Origin of the sequence: Flavobacterium gyeonganense (assembly GCF_029625295.1) — a bacterium.
Lineage (GTDB): Bacteria > Bacteroidota > Bacteroidia > Flavobacteriales > Flavobacteriaceae > Flavobacterium > Flavobacterium gyeonganense.
Map to the genome: position 1 here is coordinate 2,164,995 of NZ_CP121112.1, position 22,497 is coordinate 2,187,491.

19 protein-coding genes are annotated in these 22,497 nt (G+C 32.0%); 16 read left to right on the forward strand and 3 right to left on the reverse strand.

Annotation, left to right across the window (positions count from 1 at the left end):
* Positions 1-816, forward strand: a complete 816-nt coding sequence (locus tag P5P89_RS09325; RefSeq protein WP_278011672.1) for a GLPGLI family protein — start codon at positions 1-3, stop codon at positions 814-816.
* Positions 817-1,072: 256 nt separating this feature from the next.
* Here P5P89_RS09325 and P5P89_RS09330 read toward each other — a convergent pair whose 3' ends face one another.
* The 3 genes from P5P89_RS09330 to P5P89_RS09340 form a co-directional block, all read right to left on the reverse strand.
* A complete protein-coding gene (locus P5P89_RS09330) occupies positions 1,073-1,315 on the reverse strand; it encodes a hypothetical protein (protein WP_269234111.1) in 243 nt (80 codons plus the stop codon).
* Between the two features lie 446 nt (positions 1,316-1,761).
* A complete protein-coding gene (locus tag P5P89_RS09335) occupies positions 1,762-2,898 on the reverse strand; it encodes a hypothetical protein (RefSeq protein WP_278011673.1) in 1,137 nt (378 codons plus the stop codon).
* 555 nt (positions 2,899-3,453) lie between these two features.
* Positions 3,454-4,506 carry a ferredoxin--NADP reductase gene (locus P5P89_RS09340; RefSeq protein ID WP_278011674.1) on the reverse strand — a complete coding sequence of 351 codons (1,053 nt, stop codon included), beginning with the start codon at positions 4,504-4,506 and terminating at the stop codon, positions 3,454-3,456.
* A 128-nt stretch (positions 4,507-4,634) separates the two neighbouring features.
* Here P5P89_RS09340 and P5P89_RS09345 point away from each other — a divergent pair, with 128 nt between their 5' ends.
* From P5P89_RS09345 to P5P89_RS09415, 15 genes are all read left to right on the forward strand, one after another.
* Complete coding sequence (locus P5P89_RS09345; protein ID WP_278011675.1) at positions 4,635-6,095, forward strand: DUF5687 family protein; 1,461 nt, start codon at positions 4,635-4,637, stop codon at positions 6,093-6,095.
* 83 nt (positions 6,096-6,178) lie between these two features.
* Positions 6,179-6,874 carry an ABC transporter ATP-binding protein gene (locus P5P89_RS09350; RefSeq protein WP_223682331.1) on the forward strand — a complete coding sequence of 232 codons (696 nt, stop codon included), beginning with the start codon at positions 6,179-6,181 and terminating at the stop codon, positions 6,872-6,874.
* Positions 6,875-6,961: 87 nt separating this feature from the next.
* Positions 6,962-9,583 (forward strand): type IX secretion system periplasmic lipoprotein PorW/SprE, encoded by a 2,622-nt coding sequence (gene porW / locus P5P89_RS09355; protein ID WP_278011676.1) that lies wholly within the window; start codon positions 6,962-6,964, stop codon positions 9,581-9,583.
* A gap of 2 nt (positions 9,584-9,585) precedes the next feature.
* Positions 9,586-9,984, forward strand: coding sequence for a bactofilin family protein (locus P5P89_RS09360; protein ID WP_025571292.1), 399 nt, complete (start codon positions 9,586-9,588; stop codon positions 9,982-9,984).
* Positions 9,965-10,192 carry an AtpZ/AtpI family protein gene (locus P5P89_RS09365; protein ID WP_278011677.1) on the forward strand — a complete coding sequence of 76 codons (228 nt, stop codon included), beginning with the start codon at positions 9,965-9,967 and terminating at the stop codon, positions 10,190-10,192. The genes P5P89_RS09360 and P5P89_RS09365 overlap by 20 nt, the downstream gene beginning before the upstream one ends.
* A 567-nt stretch (positions 10,193-10,759) precedes the next feature.
* The gene (gene atpB, locus P5P89_RS09370; protein ID WP_278011678.1) at positions 10,760-11,935 is read left to right on the forward strand and encodes a F0F1 ATP synthase subunit A; all 1,176 of its coding nucleotides are present in this window, start codon (positions 10,760-10,762) and stop codon (positions 11,933-11,935) included.
* A 31-nt stretch (positions 11,936-11,966) separates the two neighbouring features.
* Entirely contained in the window at positions 11,967-12,167 is a 201-nt protein-coding gene (gene atpE / locus P5P89_RS09375) for an ATP synthase F0 subunit C (RefSeq protein WP_026727281.1), read from the forward strand.
* Positions 12,168-12,255: 88 nt separating this feature from the next.
* On the forward strand, positions 12,256-12,756 hold the full coding sequence (locus P5P89_RS09380) for a F0F1 ATP synthase subunit B (RefSeq protein WP_278011679.1): 501 nt from the start codon (positions 12,256-12,258) through the stop codon (positions 12,754-12,756).
* A 4-nt stretch (positions 12,757-12,760) separates the two neighbouring features.
* Positions 12,761-13,294, forward strand: a complete 534-nt coding sequence (gene atpH, locus P5P89_RS09385; protein WP_278011680.1) for an ATP synthase F1 subunit delta — start codon at positions 12,761-12,763, stop codon at positions 13,292-13,294.
* A 38-nt stretch (positions 13,295-13,332) separates the two neighbouring features.
* A complete protein-coding gene (atpA, locus tag P5P89_RS09390) occupies positions 13,333-14,910 on the forward strand; it encodes a F0F1 ATP synthase subunit alpha (protein WP_163396157.1) in 1,578 nt (525 codons plus the stop codon).
* Positions 14,911-15,000: 90 nt separating this feature from the next.
* Positions 15,001-15,861: an ATP synthase F1 subunit gamma gene (atpG, locus tag P5P89_RS09395; RefSeq protein WP_025572978.1), complete on the forward strand. Its 861-nt coding sequence runs from the start codon at positions 15,001-15,003 to the stop codon at positions 15,859-15,861.
* 2,192 nt (positions 15,862-18,053) lie between these two features.
* A complete protein-coding gene (locus P5P89_RS09400; protein WP_278011681.1) occupies positions 18,054-19,514 on the forward strand; it encodes a lipopolysaccharide biosynthesis protein in 1,461 nt (486 codons plus the stop codon).
* A 22-nt stretch (positions 19,515-19,536) separates the two neighbouring features.
* Positions 19,537-19,971: a dUTP diphosphatase gene (gene dut, locus P5P89_RS09405; protein ID WP_269234124.1), complete on the forward strand. Its 435-nt coding sequence runs from the start codon at positions 19,537-19,539 to the stop codon at positions 19,969-19,971.
* 128 nt (positions 19,972-20,099) lie between these two features.
* On the forward strand, positions 20,100-21,116 hold the full coding sequence (locus P5P89_RS09410; protein ID WP_278011682.1) for a sugar phosphate nucleotidyltransferase: 1,017 nt from the start codon (positions 20,100-20,102) through the stop codon (positions 21,114-21,116).
* 31 nt (positions 21,117-21,147) lie between these two features.
* Positions 21,148-22,497, forward strand: a complete 1,350-nt coding sequence (locus P5P89_RS09415; RefSeq protein ID WP_278012005.1) for a tetratricopeptide repeat protein — start codon at positions 21,148-21,150, stop codon at positions 22,495-22,497.

The window sequence follows — 22,497 nt, forward strand, 5'->3', positions numbered from 1 at the left end:
ATGCTGCTCAGTAAAAAGGACGAACAGCACAATATAAAAAATAAACCACAGGATTATGAAATCATTACTTTTTTTATTGCAGCCTTAATGTTAACGAATACATCAAAAGCACAGCAATTTGTAGATAAGGCAGTAATTGAATATGAAGTAAATACCAACCTCAAAAAAACAATGAGTAATGATAGCTGGGATGAGATGATGAAAGAAAATCTTTCTGATTTAAAAGTCTCCTATTTTACCTATACTTTTGCTGACAATAAAAGCATTTATAAATTTGAAAGATGGAGTCCGAAAACAAGAATACCAAAATATTTAAAAGATCAAGATGAAGAAAATATATGGTTTCATGATTTTACATCAAGAAAAATGACGATGCAAAAACAAATAGTAGGAACTAATTTTGTAATAGCAGACAGTATACAAAATATAGAATGGCAAATTACAAACGAACACAGGGAAATAGCGGGCTATAATTGCCGTAAAGCAATAGGAAAAAGGCCTGATGGCGTATATGTGTTTGCCTTTTACACAGATAACATTACCATCTCCGGCGGGCCATGTTCTATAAATGGTTTGCCAGGCATGATCTTAGGACTTACAATACCAAGATTATACACTTCATTTATGGCTGTGAAAGTAAATTTACAACTGACAAACACATCTGATATTAAGCCACTTTCGGATAAAAAAATGTATGATTTAACAGGATTAAAATCGCTTTTGGAAGAAAAAACAAAAGACTGGTTCAGCTATGGAGAGGATAAAGAAGAAAATAAGAAAAGAAAGGAAATGTTTTTTTGGAATGCTTTTTTATAAATATAATTCTGAACTTAAAAAGTAAATATAAAGTTTGCTTTAGATATTCACTTTCAGAACCATTCGAACACCCTTAAGCAAGACTTTTACCCATTTGATAAAGTTTAGATAATGCCTTAACTTCCGATAGAAATCAATATCTAAATGGTCTACTTCAGTTTATGGAAATAAAATTGCTGAAGGGTTACGAAGATGAAGATACAATGAGAAATATTTCTCAAGCAAAAATCGTCGAAAAAAGATAAAGAATCTATTTCTATAAACTTAGAAAAAGATACCCCAATACTTTCTTTTTGTTTTTATCGACAACAATTTCTACAAAATGATTTTCTTGTTCTGTAGCCAGTAAAATGTGCTCAAAATCTTCGGTTGAATTTCTGTAAACTTTATGCACCAGTTCAGATTCTTTTATTTTTTTAGATAAAATTTTAGCCGCTTTTAATTCACTTACATACGGCCAAATATTGAAAAAACTATCAGAGGCTGCTATTTCTTTCATTCCTCCAATAATTGAAGAATTATACTTTTCTGGTGAAAGTAGTTTAGGAGCTTTTTTTCTTTCCTTTTTTTAATTATGAAGTAAATACAAACGAAAGAAGTTAATACAAAAAGTAAAATAAAAGTTAGGCGAAGATAATGATGTGTTGCCATGATATTTAATGTTAAATGTGTGACAATTAAATGAAGGCTTACAAAATCTATCATCAAAGATAAAAAATGTATCAGTCTTGTAGATTCTACTAATTTACTAAATTCTAGGCATATATTTTAAAAATCTTCAAAAATATTAATGCCATTTTTGATAGTTTTAAATTGAAAATTATACTTTAGAAAATACAATCAAATAAATAATTCCAACTTCAGTTTACGTAAGCAAAATGGTGGAAGGTTATGAAGAATGTAATGCGAATGATTTTGCCATCAGCAGTGATACAAAAAATGGGTTTATGGCCCAGGAGTTTTTCTCAGATTTTTAAAATCATCAACCGTATTGTTTCCAATATTAAAACCAAAAGAATATTTGCGGGTTGTAATTATAGCATTTCCGTTTAGATAAGCAGGTTTATAAACATCAGGCATGCTTTTTATTATTTGTTCAAGCTCGTTGCAAATTTCGGCATTAGGAGCAAATGCTTTTACATTTATGATTTTACCTTTATCATCTATTTGAAACGAAAAACGGACGTTGATGACACCCTTAAGTTTTGTTTTATTTCGGATAGTTCTTTTAAAATTATTAACTACAAGATTTTTAATGCTTTGATTCATACAATCAATTAACTCATTTGAATTTGATGATTCACAGTTCTTATCAAAAACAGGTGGTGTATGCACAAACGGTTTATCGTTAGACACAATTATATTTTTGTTAAATCTATTAATTATTAAAGGATAACTGTACGAATCTATTGCATTTACAGGTTCTATATTTAATTTTTCAAATGGAAATTTTTTGAAAATCCCAATAAGTTTATCATTAAGTTCTGACGTATAGGCATTGGTTCTAAAATTTATTGGCTTACCTTTTTTGTCAATATTGAAATAGATACTAATAGAACCTTTTAGGAGAAGAATTTTATCAAGCTCTTCGACACTTATATATTTTTTAAAATGAAGTGCTAATTCGGTATTTGGGTTTAATAATTCGTTACTTATATTTAAAATATTTTCTTGATATTGATTCACTTCCTCTTTATATTTTTCATTGTCAGATTCTATTTCAAGAGAAATGGTTTTTTCATAAACAAAGCTGGTTGGATTACCATTAAGCGTTGCTGGAATTTTGGCTTTTGGAAAGACTGCTACTACTCGATTTAATTCTTTGGTCAAACTATCTGTTGGGGCTTTACAATTTACTTGATCAATCTCACCTTTTTCGTTTACTGAGAATTTTACATGTAAATTTAATGATCCTAATATTTTTGCTTTTTTAATTTCGACTGGTGAAATATTATTTGCTACATGTTCAGAAATTTTCTTTAGCAGGCAGTTGGATAGTTTTGTTTTATTTACAGCAGATTCACATCCTTCAAAAACAGGCAGTTTATCAAAGACAACATTTGTGCTGCAATTAATAATCATTTTATCTCCTTCTGTGGAAAGAATTTGTAGCGTATAAGTGTTCAGTTGATTTTTTTCGGGAATATTTAAATCTTCAACATTGTAATTTATAAAGGCTTCACGAATGTTTTTGTTTAATTCTGAGTATGGCGAATTGACAATAATATTGGTTACTTTATTTTTCGGGTCAATTTTAAAAGTCAGATAAACGAATTTTTTGTTTTTTATTGTATCGCTAATTTTATAATGGCTAAGTAAATCAGAATGCATTCTTTTTGAAAAATATTTAGAAAGAGTATTGTTTTTATTAGGATTTGCATAAAAAGAAAATTCCTCATACTTATTAATAAAGGTCTGATATTCGTTTTGAGAAAAACTAGTTGTAGAATAGATAAATAAAAATATAAACAAAAAGTATTTCATAAAGTTAATTATTTAGAGGCATAAATGTATGAAATCACTTTGTAATTTTGTTTCGTATAAATTTAAAATTTGTTATTAAACGTGGAAAAAAAATTCCAAATTCCAATTATAAGTTGGAATTTGGAATTTATAATTTTTTGGAAACTTCAATGATTATACATCATCAAAATCCACGTAAATAGTTTCAGAAGTTGGATGCGCCTGACAGCTAAGTACCAAACCATCAGCAATTTCTTTATCCGTTAAGATTGAGTTTTTTGTCATTTCGGCACTACCCTGTGTTATACGGCAAAGACAGCTGCTGCAAATTCCGCCCTGGCAGGAATATGGAGCATCGATGCCCTGTTTTAAGGCTGCATCCAGAATGGTTTGTTTTTGAGACATTTCAAAAGTAACTTCATCATCATCAACCAAAACAGTGATTTTTGTATGTCCTTCTAATGAAGTTTTGATTTCATTTTCCTGCGAAGAAGAGGTAAAAAGTTCAAATTTAATAGCGGAGTCTTTTACGTTCTTTTCTTTTAAAATTCCGGAAACTGTATTGATCATTTCTTCCGGGCCACACAAATAAAACTTATCAAATTCCAGTTCCTTGTGTTTGTTGTTCAGTACAAAATTTACCGCCGATTTATCGATTCTTCCAAACAAAGCATTTTCGGCTTTAGCCTGACTAAATACATAATGTACAAATAAACGTCCTACGTATTGCAATTGTAAATCGTGAAGTTCCTGGTAGAAAATAGTTTCTTCAGGAGTTTTGTTTCCGTAAACCAATACAAAAGTACTTTTTGGTTCGCTTTTTAAAACCGACTTTATAATCGAAAGTACAGGAGTAATTCCGCTTCCGGCAACAAAAGCTGCGTAGTTTTTTTGTTTTTCAGCATCCGGTTCAAAAGTAAATTTTCCTTCAGGATGACCCACTTCAAGAACATCTCCTGCTTTTAATTTGGTATTGGCAAATTGCGAGAAAAGACCATTTTTAACCGCCTTTACGGCGATTCGTAATTCACCGCTTTCAGGTCCTGAGCAAATGGAGTAAGCACGACGAATTTCCTGATTGTCAAGGGTTAATTTTAAGTTTATATATTGTCCGGCAATAAATTTATAGTCTGGTTTTAGTTCTTCGGGAACATTAAAAAGGATGGAAACAGCATCGGTAGTTTCGCGTTTTACCTCTTTAATTATGAGTTTTAAGAATGAAGGCATGATATGATATTTTATGCAAAAGTAGCAAACAGCAGTTAATTGAAAGGTACTAAACTATTTTTTTTAACTTTTTTTGTAACGTTTCGCTAAATTTGATCTCTTACTACAAAACTGAAAACCAAACAACCATGATTAAAAAGTTTATTTATCTTGAATGGAAGGCCTTTACCAGATCAGCGTCTTTTGGTGCAAATCTGGCAATGAAAATTTTGATAGGTTTTTTGATGGTTTATTTTTCCCTTATTTTTATCGGAATGGGAGTGGGATCATTTTATATCCTAAAGAAAATGAATCTTGAACCCCTGTCAACCATCAACAAATTTTTAATTTATTATTTTTTATTTGATTTAGTTGTTCGTTTGCTGATGCAGGCGATTCCGGTATTGAATATTAAACCGTTACTTGTTCTGCCCTTTAAAAAACCTACAATTGTCCATTTCTCCCTGGGCAAAACAGTACTATCATTTTTTAACTGGGCGCATGCACTCTTTTTTGTTCCTTTCTCTATTGTACTGATTATTGAAGGTTATGATGTTGCGGGTATTCTTTGTTGGCTGATAGCAGCTTTTTCGATTGTTTATATTAATAATTTTTTGAATATTATTTTGAATAATATCGATAAATTATTTGTCCTTTTTCTGGGAATTGCCATGGCTTTAGGAGCTGCACAATATTATAAATTATTTGATATTACTGCTTTTACAGGGCCTGTTTTTCAGGAATTTTATGAAACGAAAGGTTTGTTTTTGACTCCTGTTCTTGTTTTAACAGGTCTATATTTTTTTACATTCAGATATTTTAAGAATAATTTATTTCTGGATGCCGGGCTTTCTAAAAAAGAGGATATCGCTAAAACTGAAAACCTTGCCTGGCTCAATCAGTTTGGAACTTTAGGAACGTTTCTTAAAAATGATATTAAACTTATCAAAAGAAATAAAAGATCGAAAACAACCATTTTCATGAGTGTTCTGTTTTTGTTTTACGGATTGATCTTTTTTGGAAATACACATCAGCCTGCGATCATGCATATTTTTGCCGGAATATTTGTTTCGGGCGGTTTTTTATTTGTTTTCGGACAGTTTGTGCCAAGTTGGGATAGTTCGTATTATCAATTGATGATGACCCAAAATATTCCGTATCGCGGGTATATCACTTCAAAATGGTGGCTGATTGTTATTGCAACTTTTATCTCTACAATCTTAGCATCATTCTATCTATTTTACGGACTGGAAATTTATCTGACTATTGTGGCTGGAGCAATTTATAATATTGGAGTCAATTCACATTTAGTACTTCTTGGAGGCGCATTTACTAAAACGCCAATTGACCTAAGTAATGCCGGAGGTGCTTTTGGAGATAAAAAAGCATTTAATATAAGTGCTATGTTACTGACGCTGCCAAAATTATTGCTTCCACTATTATTGTATTGGATAGGGCTTCACTTCGGGGATAAAACATTAGGACTTACTTTGGTTGCAGGGGCAGGCGTATTAGGTTTTGTGTTTAGAAATACCGTTTTTTCTATCATTGAAAAAAGATATAAAATAGAGAAATACAGTACAATCAGTGCTTACAAACAAAAAAATTAAATTAGTCAATTTGAAAAAATGTGTCAATTATATATTGAAATAATTGACGGGTTTTAAACTAAAAAATTTAAAATAAAAGAACCATGATACAAGTAAATCAACTTTCAAAAATATACAACGGAACTACAGTTTTAAATATAAATAATTTAGAAATTCCAAAAGGCCAGAGTTTTGGATTAGTGGGAAATAACGGAGCAGGAAAAACTACTTTTTTCAGTTTGCTATTAGACCTGATTCAGCCTTCAACTGGGAAGATTACCAGTAACAACATTCAGGTGAATACAAACGAAAACTGGAAATCATTTACAGGTTCATTTTTAGATGAGAGTTTCCTGATAGGTTATTTAACTCCAGAGGAATATTTCTATTTTATCGGAGATTTGCGCAATCAGAATAAAGCAGATGTTGATGCGTTATTGGCACAGCACGAAGAATTTTTTAATGGAGAAATTCTTAAAAATAAAAAATACCTGCGTGATTTATCCAAAGGAAACCAGAAGAAGGTTGGAATCATTGCCACACTTATTGGCAATCCTGAAGTGATTATTCTGGACGAGCCTTTTGCCAATTTAGATCCGACAACTGTTAGCCGATTAAAAAAAATTATAAAAGAGCTGGCCGACAATCCAAATATTACCGTTCTCGTTTCCAGCCATGATTTACAACATACTGTTGAGGTTTGTGACAGAATTGTAGCGTTGAACAAAGGTGAAATTGTAAAAGATATTCAAACCTCAAAAGAGACACTACAGGAGCTGGAATCGTTTTTTGCGGTTTAAATTTCTATATTTCAAAAAGAAGCGTATTTTTACCGGTCTTATACTAAAAAACCTTTTTAGAAGTTAATTGATTTAAACTCTTTTCTATTGAAAAAGAATACGCTAAAATATAGTTTTCTATTTGTTTTTATATTTTTTTTGATAGCCTGTTCTACCAAAAGAAACACTTTTTTGGCCAGGAATTCTCATGCTTTAAGTACAAAGTATAATATTTTATATAACGGAGGAATTGCTTTAGATAAAGGGGTGGCAACAATAAAAGGCAATGATCAGGATAATTTTTGGGAAATGTTGCCAATTGAAAAAATGCAAATCAATGAGGATATTTCTGAGAAAGAAAAAACAAAAAATCCCGATTTTGAATTAGCCGAAACCAAAGCGACAAAAGCGATTCAGAAACATTCGATGAATATTGGAGGAAGAGAGAAAAACACCCAGATTGATGAAGCCTATTTAATGCTCGGAAAAGCACGATATTATGACCAGCGTTTCATTCCAGCGCTTGAAGCATTCAATTATATTTTATACAAATATCCTAACAGCAGTAATATTTATACCGCTAAAATCTGGCGCGAAAAAACCAATATGCGTTTAGGAAACGACGCCATTGCGATAAAAAATATCAAGCTTTTATTGAAAAACACAGATTTAAAAAAACAGACATTTTCTGATGCAAATGCTTTGCTGGCAGAGGCTTTTTTAAATCTGGAACAAAAAGACAGCGCCGTTACCAGACTTAAGGTAGCTGAAAAGTTTTCAAGAATAAACGAAGACAAAGCCCGTTATCGTTTTATTCTGGGTCAGATGTATCAGGAAGCAGAAAAAACGGACAGCGCCATTTATTTTTACAACAGCGTAATCGATATGAACCGTAAGGCTGACCGAAAATATATGATGCAGGCTTATGCCAAAAAAGCACAAATGTTTGATTATGAAAGTGGTAATGATACCCTGTTTTTAAAGACCTATAATAAGCTGGTTAATGATCGGGAGAACAGACCTTATTATGACATCCTGTTTTTTGAAATGGGCGTTTATTATGATAAAAAGAAACAGCAGAAAAATGCACTGGAATTTTATAATAAATCCTTAGCGAGGAAGTCTAAAGACTCCTATTTGGTAGCTTCAACATACAGAAACATAGGAAATATGTATTTTAAAGCTACAGATTATACAATGGCTGCCAAATATTATGATAGTACATTAGTAAAATTAAACCCCAAAACGAGAGAATTTGCTTTTATCGAAAAAAACCGAAAAAACTTAGATAACGTTATCAAATACGAGGCAATTGCAAAACGTAATGATAGTATCATTAAAATCAAAGCCTTACCGGATACCGAAAGAAAAGCTTATTTCGAAAATTATATTGCAGAGTTAAAAAAGAAAGATGAGGCAAAACGAATTTTAGAAGAAAAGGAGAAAGAACGATTAGCAAATATTGAACAAAACTCAAATTCTAACAATACGCCAGAAGTTGTAAATCCTCAGTCAGCAGCAAATAATTCGCCTGTGGCTATGCCCGGAGCTTTCAATCCGCCATCCGGAAATGATGTTGCTAGTGCTTTTTATTTCTACAATCCATCAACAGTTGTCTATGGAAAATTACAGTTCAAAAAAATGTGGGGCAACAGAGCATTAAAAGGAAACTGGAGATTATCTGCTTCAAAGTCAAATGACAATACAGCATTGACAGATTCAATAAGTATGAAACAGGATTCCATAAATGCTTTGAAGGATTTAATAGTTGTCGAAAAATATACAACAGATTTTTACGAAAAACAACTTCCCACAACTCAGGTTGCCATGGATAGTATTGGAAAAGAACGAAATTTTGCCTACTATCAATTAGGATTAATTTATAAAGAAAAATTTAAGGAATACGATTTGGCCAGCGGTAAATTTGAGCAATTGCTTCGTAATAATCCCGAAGAAAAATGGATTTTACCATCGATGTACAATTTGTATAAAATTTATCAGATTACAAATCCTGCAAGGGCTGAAAGGATAAAGTCTGATATTACTGCCAATTATCCAAATTCACGATATGCCCAAATTTTAAACAATACAAATCCTGAAAATGGCTCAAATTTATCACCTGAAAAAGAATATGAAAAATGGTATAAATTATTTCAGGAGGAACAGTTTGATGTAGTGCTGGATAACATTGATAATTTAATAAATCAATATTCAGGAGATGAGATTGTTTCAAAATTTGAATTGTTAAAAGCAAATACACTAGGAAAAGTGAATGGTTTGGCAGCCTATAAAAAAAGCATGGAAGAAGTTGCTGATAATTACCCAAATAGTGAAGAAGGCAAAACTGCACGTGAAAATTTAGAAAAGCAAATCCCAACACTTGAAAAACTTGATTTTACAACAGATGGAAAAAGCTGGAAGATTTTATATTTAGTGGATAGAAATGATACTAAAACAGTCAAAAAAATTGAAGAAGCGATTAAGGTTTTTTTATTAATTGAAAATTTTGAAAGATTGACCACTTCTTTTGATAAATATAATAAGACTCAAAGCTTTTTTGCTATTCACGGTATAAAATCTGAAGCTTATGCCAGAGATGTTGCAGGAGTTTTGAGAGATGATGAAAAATATAAAATTTCACATCCGTTCATTATTATTTCAAGTGAAAATTACAAAATAGTTCAGATGAAGAAAAATCTTCAGAATTACTTAGCACCAAAAACTCCATAATCATGTTTGAAAAAGCAAAAAAAAACGGTACAGAACTTTTAGGAAAAACTAACAGAATCGTGGAAGGAACTTCTATTATAGGAGATATAGTTTCCAAAGCCGATTTCAGACTCGATGGAGAATTGATTGGGAATTTTACTTCACAGGGAAAATTAGTAATCGGGTCGTCGGGCGTTATAAAAGGCGACATCATTTGCCATAACGCAGACATCGAAGGAGAATTTCAGGGCAAACTAAAAGTTTTAGAAGTCCTTAATATAAAAGCCACCGCACGGATTCATGGAGAAGTAGCGGTTGGAAAATTGTCTATTGAACCCGGAGCTGACTTTACAGCAACTTGTACAATGCTCGCTCATTCAAATCAGGTAATAATGCTAGAAGATGGAAAAGGATCCGAATAACAATAAAAGAAACAAATGGCTGGCTCTCATAAATATTCCTTTTCAAATGGGGGTCATCATTATTTTTTTCTCTTATTTTGGAACCTGGCTTGATGAAAATCATCCAAGCCCTAAATTAGAGTACAATACTATTTTTGTAATGATTGGCGTAGGGCTTGCATTATATAATGTCATTCGTCAGGTTAATGATATTAATAAAACGAAGTAATTTTATTTGTTACTGCTCCTTAAATAAAAGTTGCATCTTTACATAAAATTATTTCAAATGCTTTTAAAAAATTACAAACCTTTTTTTCATTTATTTTTATTCACTGTAGCAGGATATATATTGCATAAATCGGCTTTATTTTTTTAGAAATAAACACAGAAAGTTTTCATTATGGTGTTGAATTTCTGTACCTGATTTTTTTCGCATCAACCGTGATATTATACCTTATATTATTAATAGTAAAAAAGAAGAATTTTCAAATCGTTGGAATGGTTTTCTTATTTGGAACTTTTACGCAAATGTTATTAGGTTATTTAATTCTGCAGCCGATTCTAAAAAACAATTTTGAATCAACAGATGTTGAAAAACTCAGTTTTTTTATAACATTTATTTTGTTTTTGTTATTTCAGACGCTTTTAACTGTCGGATTATTAAATAAAAAGCTTTAAAACAGCAATTCTGTATAATAAGGTTCAAAAATTATTTTTTATATCCTTTTTAATATTAATAAAAAATGTACCTTTGCACCAAATTTTAGAAACGTAAAAAAATAAGATTTTCCACGATATGGTGATTTCAAACAAACCACTCAGATTTATTCTTGCAGCTTTTGTAGCTTCTCTTCCAATTATGGGTTTTGCGAACCCGGAGAATGACTCAACTCATGTTCAAACTGAAACAGCTCACGAAGAAAAAGTAGTTTCGCACAATGCTCACGAAGAAGGAGAACATGTAGCTCTTGATCCAAAGGCAAAAGTGGATTCTTTTATTGATCACCACTTGCAGGATTCTCATGATTTCGTTTTCTTTTCAGATGAAAAAGAGAATAAACATTATGGTTTTCCATTACCAGTTATACTTATCGATGGAGGTTTGAAAGTTTTCTCTTCTTCAAAATTACACCACGGAGAAGAAGTTGCAGAAGTTGATGGTAACTACTATAAATTGGTTCATGGTAAAATTTACAAAACAGATGCTGCCGGAACAATCAACTTTGATGAGCATGGCCATCCATCTAACGAAAAACCATTAGATTTTTCAATTACTAAAAATGTGGTTTCAATGCTTTTCGTATCAATATTATTATTCTTAATGTTTACCGGATTAGCAAAATCATATAAAAAAGGACCAATCCCAACCGGATTTGGCAGAGTTTTAGAACCACTTATTATTTTCATCAGAGACGAAATTGCTGTTCCAAATATTGGAGAGAAAAAATACCGTAAATATATGGGTTACCTATTAACTGTATTTTTCTTTGTTTGGTTATTAAACTTATTAGGAATGACTCCTCTTGGAATCAACGTTACAGGAAATATTGCAATTACAGTTTGTCTTGCAGCATTTACTTTCATTATTACTCAATTCAGTGCTAACAAAGACTATTGGGGACATATTTTCTGGATGCCTGGAGTACCAGTTCCAATGAAAATCATTTTAGCTCCAATCGAGGTTTTAGGAACATTAACAAAACCATTTGCATTATTAATCCGTTTGTATGCAAACATTACTGCAGGTCACGTAGTAATTATGAGTTTGATCGCTATGATTTTCGTAGGTAAAAATTTGGCAGCAGATTTGCCAATCTCTTTAGGATTAACACTATTTATTTCGGTAATTGAAGTTTTAGTTGCATTTTTACAGGCTTTCATTTTTACAATGTTATCATCGTTGTTTATTGGTATGGCAGTTCAGGATCATGATCATGCACATCATCACGAAGATGAAACTGCAATCATTTAATTTAGAAGTTTAATTTTATATATAAATACTTATGGGAACAATTCCAACTTTAGTAGGTGCTGGTTTAGTAGTAATTGGTGCAGGTTTAGGTTTAGGTAAAATCGGTGGATCTGCTATGGACGCAATTGCTCGTCAGCCAGAAGCTGCTGGTAAAATCCAAACTGCGATGATTATTATCGCTGCTTTATTAGAAGGTTTAGCATTCGCTGCTTTAATCTTAGGAAAAAACTAATAAAGGAAAAAATAACAGCATCTTTAACGGTTGGTTAAAGATGTTGTTACTTTAAAAAGAAATTAAATATTTAATATAGTTATATAAAATGGATAAGTTAATTAACGATTTTTCATTCGGATTATTCTTCTGGCAGGCTTTAATCTTGTTAGTATTGATTTTGCTTTTAGTAAAATTTGCCTGGAAACCAATTATGGAATCTATTACTGCAAGAGAAGAAGGTATTAAAAATGCATTGCTTTCTGCTGAAAACGCAAAGAGAGAAATGGAAAATTTACAGGCTGACAATCAAAGAATTTTGAATGAAGCTCGTGCAGAACGTGATGCAATGCTAAAAGAAGCTCGCGAGATGAAAGAGAAAATGATTGCTGATTCTAAAAACGAAGCACAAGAAGCTGGTCAAAAAATGATTGAGCAGGCAAAAGCGGCTATTCAAAGTGAAAAAAATGCTGCTATGGCTGAAGTAAAAGCTCAGGTTTCTACTTTATCATTGACAATTGCTGAAAAATTATTGAAAGAAGAATTATCTAATAAAGAATCTCAAACTAAATTAGTTGAGAAATTGTTAGGTGATGTAAAGTTAAACTAAGATTATGGCAAGTACAAGAGCAGCAATTCGTTATGCAAAAGCAATTCTGGACTTAGCAAACTCTAAAGGTGTTGCCGAAGCTGTTAATAACGATATGAAATCAATTGCTAATGCAATTGAAACAAATATAGAATTGAGCAACTTTATTCAAAACCCAACAACAACAGTTGAAGTGAAGGAGAGTGCTCTTTTGGAAGTTTTTGCAAATGTAAATGATGTAACCAAAGGTTTATTTCGTTTATTATTCGAAAACAAAAGATTTGAAATTCTGGATGCAATTGCATTAGAATATAATAAGTTATTTGACGAAGGCAACGGAATAGAAGTAGCAAAAGTTACGACAGCAATCCCAATGGATGCTGCTTTAGAAGCTAAAGTTTTAGCTAAAGTTGCAACTTTATCAGATAAGAAAATAACAATTGAAAATGTAGTAGATCCAGCAATTATTGGAGGATTTATTTTAAGAATAGGTGATCAGCAATATAACGCTTCAGTTGCAAACAGATTACAAGTATTAAAGAGAGAGTTAAGTAATTAGTTTTTATAACACAAAAAGTGTCTAAATTATAAATTAAGATGGCGGAAATCAAACCTGCTGAAATTTCAGCAATATTAAGAAAGCAAGTAGAAGGTTTTGAATCTGGTGCTACGCTAGAGGAAGTAGGAACAGTACTTCAGGTTGGGGATGGTATTGCTCGTGTTTACGGGTTATCTAATGTACAATATGGTGAGTTGGTTGAATTTGAAAACGGACTTGAAGCTATTGTATTGAACCTTGAAGAAGACAACGTAGGTGTGGTACTTTTAGGACCATCAACTGGTATCAAAGAAGGATCAACAGCAAAAAGAACCCAACGTATTGCTTCTCTTAAAGTAGGTGAGCAAATGGTAGGACGTGTAGTAAACACTCTTGGTTTTCCAATTGATGGAAAAGGGCCAATTGGTGGAGATTTATACGAAATGCCTTTGGAAAGAAAAGCACCTGGTGTAATTTTCCGTCAGCCGGTAACTGAGCCATTACAAACTGGAGTTAAAGCAGTAGATGCTATGATCCCGGTTGGACGTGGTCAGCGTGAGCTTGTAATCGGTGACCGTCAAACAGGTAAATCAACTGTTTGTATCGATACAATCTTAAATCAAAAAGAATTTTACGATGCAGGAAAACCTGTATTTTGTATATATGTTGCAATTGGACAAAAAGCTTCAACTGTAGCAGGAATCGCTAAAATGTTAGAAGAAAAAGGAGCAATGGCTTATACAGTTATCGTTGCTGCTAATGCTTCTGATCCAGCTCCAATGCAGGTTTACGCTCCATTCGCTGGTGCTGCAATTGGAGAGTACTTTAGAGACTCAGGCCGTCCGGCTCTTATCGTTTATGATGATTTATCTAAACAAGCTGTTGCTTACCGTGAGGTTTCTCTTTTATTAAGAAGACCACCGGGACGTGAAGCTTATCCTGGAGACGTTTTCTACTTACACTCTCGTTTATTAGAGCGTGCTTGTAAAGTGATTGCTGATGATGGTATCGCTAAAAACATGAACGATTTACCAGATTCTATTAAGTCTATCGTAAAAGGAGGTGGTTCTTTAACTGCATTGCCAATTATCGAAACTCAGGCTGGTGACGTTTCTGCATATATCCCAACAAATGTAATCTCTATTACAGATGGTCAGATTTTCCTTGATGGAGATTTGTTCAACTCAGGGGTTCGTCCGGCAATTAACGTAGGTATCTCTGTATCTCGTGTTGGAGGTAATGCTCAGATTAAATCAATGAAAAAAGTTTCAGGAACTTTAAAATTAGACCAGGCTCAATTCCGTGAATTAGAAGCTTTCGCTAAATTTGGTTCTGACCTTGATTCTGTTACTTTAAATGTAATTGAAAAAGGAAAAAGAAATGTTGAAATCTTAAAGCAAGGTTTAAATGATCCTTATCCTGTGGAAAACCAGGTTGCGATTATTTATGCAGGATCTAAAAACTTATTGAAAAATGTTCCTGTAAATAAAGTAAAAGAATTTGAAGCAGATTTCATCTCTTACTTAAACAGTAAACATAAAGATACGCTTAACGCATTGAAAGCTGGTAAATTAGATGACAACATTACTGATGTTATTGAAAAAGCAGCAAAAGAAGTTTCAGCAAAATATAACTAATTAGATAATTGGTAAATTAGATAATTAGAAAATGAACCAACATTATTCTAATTATCTAATTTTCAAATTGTCACATTTTCTAATTAATAGATGGCAAATTTAAAGGAAATCCGTAATAGAATTACTTCCGTTTCATCGACGATGCAAATTACATCGGCTATGAAAATGGTTTCTGCTGCAAAGCTTAAGAAAGCACAAGATGCAATCACTGCAATGCGCCCTTATGCCGAGAAATTAACAGAGTTACTGCAAAATCTTTCTGCTACACTTGATGGTGAAGTTGGAGGAGATTACACAGCACAACGTGAAGTAAAAAAAGTATTGCTTGTAGCAATAACTTCTAACAGAGGTTTATGTGGTGCATTCAATTCAAATGTTATTAAAGAAATCAAAAACCGTACTGAATTTTACGCTGGTAAACAAGTTGATGTTTTTCCTATTGGGAAAAAAGGAAACGATGTTTTGGCTAAAACGCATAAAGTTCATGGTCATCATAATGCGATTTTTGACCATTTAACTTTTGATAATGTTGCCGCAATTGCAGATAATTTAACTGAAAGATTCTTATCTGGAGAGTACGATAGAATTGAATTGGTTTACAATCAGTTTAAAAATGCTGCAACTCAAATTGTTCAGGTCGAACAGTTTTTGCCTTTAGCTCCAATTAAATCTGACGAATCAGTTTCTGCAGGAGATTACATTTTCGAACCTTCCAAAGAAGAAATTGTTTTGACTTTGATTCCAAAATCATTAAAAACACAATTATACAAAGGTATTCGTGATTCTTTTGCTTCAGAGCATGGAGCACGTATGACAGCTATGCACAAAGCAACTGATAATGCCACTGAATTGAGAAATCAATTGAAATTGACTTATAATAAAGCACGTCAGGCTGCTATTACTAACGAAATTTTAGAGATTGTTGGTGGTGCAGAGGCATTAAATGGATAATGAATATATTCAAATTATATATAAAAAAAAGAGCCTACAATCAAATGCAGGCTCTTTTTTTGTATTTAAGAATTCCCCATTATTCTTAAATTAGATTTTAAAATGGTGATTCTGGAGAATTCTTTTCCCCAAGAATCATTACCATTTTAAAGAGTTCAAGTGGATTTAACACACTTTGCTTTGTTTTTATGGGAACAAACTAGCTTTATTAATCCCATTGCTCACTTTTTAAAGGGTTATATTCAGCTCTTACAATCCCTGTGCTTTGTTTTTATGGGAACAAACTAGCTTTATCAACCCGATGCTTACTTTTTTAGAGGGTTGTATTTCAGCTCTTACAATCCCTGTGCTTTGTTTTTTTATGGGAACAAACTAGCTTTATCAACCCGATGCTTACTTTTTTTAGAGGGTTGTATTTCAGCTCTTACAATCCCTGTGCTTTGTTTTTTATGGGAACAAATAGCTTTATCAACCCAATGCTTACTTTTTTTAGAGGGTTGTATTTCAGCTCTTACAATCCCTGTGCTTTGTTTTTACGGGAACAAACTAGCTTTATCAACCCAATGCTTACTTTTTTAGAGGGTTGTATTTCAGCTCTTACAATCCCTGTGCTTTGTTTTTACGGGAACAAGTTAGCTTTATCAACCCAGTGCTTACTTTTTTAGAGGGTTGTATTTCAGCTCTTACAATCCCTGTGCTTTGTTTTTACGGGAACAAGTTAGCTTTATTAATCCCGATGCTTTGTTTTTTTAAGGGTTACCCATTAGCTTTAATCAATCCCGTGCTTTGTTTTTAGGGTACAAATAGCTAAATTATCCCAAGCTCTGTTTTTTTACAGGTTACATATCAGCTGTATCAATCCTACTTATGCTTTGTTTTTAGGGTACAAAATAGCTTCATCAACCCGATGCTTTGTTTTTTTGAGGGTTACATATCAGCTGTATCAGTCCCTTATTTTTTATAAAAAGATTTACCTTTTTAGTATTACAAATATTTGATTATATTATTAGAACCACAATACCCAGATTTAGTGATTTTTCAATTTTGTTATTTATATTAATTATAGTATTTTAAGTAATTGATTTTCTATATTTTATATTCGTTTTCCATTTTATTTATGTAGGGATATATTATATAATAGAGATTTGGCAGAATACTTTTTTTGAAAATTATCGCAAATTTTAATTATAAATGATAGTAAACAAAGTTTGTTCTTATGGATTTGATTGAACTTAAAATAAAAATAAAAAGAGCCAACAAATTAAAGTTGGCTCTTTTTAATATATAGTAGTTTCTAATTTTTTAATTAACTATAAAATGGTGATCCTCAACTTCCCCAAAAAATTGAGAATCAATACCATTTTATAAACAATTGACAGATTATTCTCTGTAGTGCTTTGTCTTTTATGGGAACAAACTAGCTTTATTAGTCCCAGTGCTCTGTTTTTTTAAGGGTTACATTCCAGCAGAATCAATCCCTGCGCTTTGTCTTTTATGGGAACAAACTAGCTTTATTAGTCCCAGTGCTCTGTTTTTATAGGGTTACAATACAGCAGAATCAATCCCTTTTGCTTTGTCTTTTATGGGAACAAACAAGCTTTATCAGTCCCAGTGCTTCCTTTTTTATAAGGGTTGTATTTAGCTTTCTCAATCCCTGTGTGACAAATTTATGATGAGACCAGAAAAAAAATGTTACATAATTTTCTTATTTAAGTTATATATTTCACACGTATAAGTTTTTTTCTATAAAAAACACTTGTAAATCTTTAACAGTAACTTACTCTATTATATACTATCACAAAACAAAAAAGTTATTTTCTAAATGATTTCTACTCCTGTTTTCAAAGTTGCATTGAAAATGAGACATCTTTAGGTTTCTAAGTTGATGGCCTAGCTACTAATTATAAGTATAAATATTCTAAGTTTTTTATTTTAAGTGAATTCTGGATACAGTTATAAAGAAATTGATAAATGCGAATTATATTTAAAGAAAAAAGTTAGGGTTAGGTTTTCAAGCAATAATTTTTGATGTTTTTACTTGAAATTTTGGAAACACACAAGATTACTAAAGTTTAGATGAAAAGAAACTAACTCATTAAACTTGTCGTGAAGTTTTTTATTGATTCATTAAAAACACCAATAAAACCAAAGAATTGGTTATTTTTGTTTTCCGAACTTTATTACTAATTATTTTGGGATTATATAAAAATCTTTTCAAACAAACTGCAATTTATGGACTGGCAACCGTTTTACCACGAATGCTCAGTTTTTTATTAGTCAGATTATATACAGGTATTTTACCTACAGCTGAATATGGCGAAGTTTCGATTGTTTTGTCCTGGATGGTTTTCTTTAATGTAATTCTTTCCTATGGAATGGAAACTGCGTTTTTTAGATTTTACAGCGCCGAAGATGACAAGAAAAATGTAATTGCAACAGCTACAATATCGGTATTTTGGACTTCGATTGGATTTTTGTTTACTGCTTTAATTTTTAGAAATACACTGGCAAACTGGGCAGAAGTTGATACGCAGTATGTTACCTATTCGGTTTGGATTTTGGTTCTGGATGCTTTGGTTTTAATACCGTTTTCTAAGCTTAGAGCCAATCAGCGACCAATGGTTTACGCAGCCATTAAAATTGGAAATGTTGTTATAAACCTTTTACTGAATATTTTTTTCTTACTCTATTTGCCAAAACTGGCCACCGATAATCCCAATTCTGTCTGGGATAATTTATATATTGAAAATTTTCAGATTGCCTATATTTTCATCGCAAATCTTTTAGCAAGTTTAGCCACATTCATTGTACTTTCACCAAATTATCTTTCTCTCGGAAGAAGATTTGATCCTGTACTTTGGAAAAAAATGATGAAATATGGTTTGCCAATTCTTGTTGCCGGAATTGCATTTGCAGTGAATGAACATTTTGATAAAATTTTATTGGGCTATTTATTGCCAGAAAATTTAGCGAAGTCAGAAGTTGGTGCTTATTCAGCTTGTTATAAGTTAGGATTATTTATGGTTTTGTTTGCTACAGCATTCAGACTCGGAATTGAGCCTTTCTTTTTTAGTCATGCAAAAAATGAAAATGCGCCACAAACCTATGCCGTTATCACGAAGTATTTTGTGATTTTAGGATCACTGATCTTATTGGGAGTAATTGTTTTTGCAGATATTTTAAAACTCCTTTTACTTGATAATAAATCGTATTGGGAAGCCATGAAAGTTGTTCCATTAATTATTCTGGCCAATTTTTTCTTAGGAATTTATAATAATTTATCTGTTTGGTATAAATTGACAGATAAAACAAGAATTGGCGCATATATTTCTATTGTTGGTGCTATTGTAACACTGTTTTTAAATTACTTGTTAATTCCAAAATACAGTTATTACGGATCAGCAATTGCAACTATATCAGCTTACGGAAGTATGATGTTCATTTCCTATATATTAGGAAACAAATATTATCCAATACCTTATGATATGAATAAAATTGGAGCTTATCTTGGAATTTCAATTGTATTTTCAGCTATTTCATTTTATTGGTTTAGAGAAAATTATTTTGTTGGAATTCCGTTATTGCTAGGATTCATTTATTTTGTCTATCATAATGAAAAAGAGACAATCAAAGGAATTATGAATAAAAAGTAATGCCTTAAATTTTAAAATAAAAATGAAAATACAAATCATCAATAAATCGCAGCACGACTTACCAAATTACGAAACAATTGCTTCGGCAGGAATGGATTTACGTGCCAATTTAACGGAATCAATAACTCTAAAACCATTAGAAAGAACCATCGTAAAAACAGGTCTTTTTATTGAGTTGCCAATTGGTTACGAAGCCCAGGTTAGACCAAGAAGCGGTCTCGCAGCTAAAAAAGGTGTTACGGTTTTGAACTCTCCCGGAACTGTAGATGCTGATTACAGAGGTGAAATAGGCGTAATTTTAGTAAATTTATCAAATGAAGATTTTGTAATCGAAAACGGAGAACGAATTGCACAATTAATTATTTCCAAACATGAAAGGGCAGAGTGGATTGAAGTTGAGGAACTTTCTGAAACTTCAAGAGGAGCGGGTGGCTTCGGGAGTACGGGTGTGAAATAGTTTCAGTAATCTGTATCATTATTCTAAGCTGTATCGCTTTCAACTAAAGACTTTGCAACTTTACCTTTAAAATTTCAACCAAACCAAGGAGATTTTTTTAGTCTCGCCATAAAAAATAAATACAAAAAATGAAAATAATCGTTCCAATGGCAGGTCGCGGATCAAGATTACGACCTCATACTTTAACTGTTCCAAAACCATTAATTCCTGTTGCAGGAAAATCAATTGTTCATCGTCTGGTTGAAGATATTGCCAAAATATTAAAACAGCCAATTGAAGAAGTTGCCTTTATTTTAGGAGATGAAGCTTTTTTTGGTGATGATGTTGTTTCAAGTTTACAGGATTTAGCCAAAGGTTTAGGGGCAAAAGCATCTATTTATCGTCAGGATTTACCATTAGGAACGGGTCATGCCATTATGTGTGCTAAGGATTCTTTATCAGGACCAGCCGTAATTGCGTATGCAGATACTTTAATCAGAGCAGATTTTGAACTGGATCCGGCTGCTGATTCCGTAATCTGGGTGAAACAAGTGGATCAGCCTGAAGCATTTGGTGTAGTAAAATTAAACGGCAATAATGAAATTACTGAATTGGTAGAAAAACCAAAAGAATTTGTTAGTGATTTAGCGGTTATCGGAATTTATTATTTCAAAGAAGTTGGCGATTTGAAAAAAGAACTTCAGGGCGTTTTGGATAATAATATTCAAAATGGTGGAGAATATCAGATTAATGATGGTATTAAAGCTATGATGGCAAACGGAAAAATTTTCAAAACAGGAAGTGTCGATGAATGGATGGATTGTGGTAATAAAGATGTGACGGTTGAAACAAATACCCGAATGCTTGGTTTTCTTCATAATGATGGAGAACATTTAGTGGATTATAATGTGACTTTAGAAAATTCAACTATTATTCCTCCTTGTTATATTGGAGAAAATGTAGTACTAAAAAATGCAACTGTGGGCCCAAATGTTTCATTAGGAAAAGGATGCCATGTTACGGATAGCTCCATAAAAAACAGCTTGGTACAAACCTATTCGCAAATAAAAAATGCTGATTTGGATAATGCAATGATTGGAAATCATGTGAGTTATGATGGAAAATTTAAAAGTATCAGTATTGGTGATTATTCTGTTTTTGAATAAAATAGTAATTTAAAATGAAATTATGTAAATGATGAGAAAAAGAGTGTTAGTAATTTTATTTTTCGTTTTGCTAAGCAATTCTACTATGGTCATGGCGCAAACAGAACCTGAAGATATTGCTATGGCAACAGACGAATATCAGGACTCTTTTTATGAATCATTAAAACAGAAAGGAATTGAAAATTATGATAAGGCAATTATATCTTTAGAAAAATGTATTAAACTCAAACCAAATGATGCCGTTGCTTATTTTGAACTGGGTAAAAATTATTTAAAATTAAAGGAATATCAAAATGCTCAAAACGCATTTGAAAAAGCGATCCAGATAGATCCAAAAAATAAATGGTACTGGTTAGGAGTTTATGATGTAAGTTTCGAAACCAAAAATTATACTCTGGCAATTGAAACGATCCAGAAAATTATTCCGTTTGACGAAGAATACAAAGATGATTTGATTTCATTATATATGATTACCAATCAGTTTGAAAAAGCACTGTTGACAATCAATGAAATGAATGACAAATACGGGAAATCTGAAGATCGTGAAAGATACAAGCAGCAGATTTTATCTCAGGGCAAATTTCAAAATACTGAAATAGACAATTTGATCAGTCAGATCAAACAAAACCCTAAAGACGAATCTAATTATGTTAACCTGATTTTATTATATTCAAAAACAGCAGAAACAGATAAAGCTTTGGATGTTTCAAAACAGCTGGCCAGGGAAATTCCAAACTCAGAGTGGGCGCAGCTAAGTTTGTTTAAAGGATATTTAGATCAAAACCAGGCAGACAAGGCCATAAAGGCAATGAATTTTATTTTATCCAGCCCAAAAATAGATTCTAAAATTAAGCACAGAACACTGAATGAATTTTTAATTTATGTGAATAAAAATCCGCAATATGCATCTGATTTAGAGATAGCGATTGGCTATTTTGACAACGATCCAAATGTAGATGTTGCTAAAGAAATTGGAAAATTTTATCACAGTAAAAACCAATTTGAGAATGCGATTAAATATTATGAAAAACATTTAAGTTCCAATTCAGATCAAGATCGTGAAACAAATTTGCTTTTGCTTGAAGCATATTTTCAGGCAAAGCAATTTGAGCCAATGACCCAAAGGGCGATGATGTTGATTGAAATTTATCCATCCCAGCCGCAATTTTATTATTATGCAGGATTAGGAAGTAATCAACTAAAACAATTTAAGAATGCAAAAACCGTTTTAGAAATGGGACTTGATTATGTAGTTGATGATAAAAAAATGGAAGCAAATTTTAATATTCAGTTAGGCGAGGCGTACAATGGATTGGGAGATGCTAAGAAAAAAGAGGAATACTTTTTGAAAGCAAATGAGTTATTAAAACAAAAAAAGTAA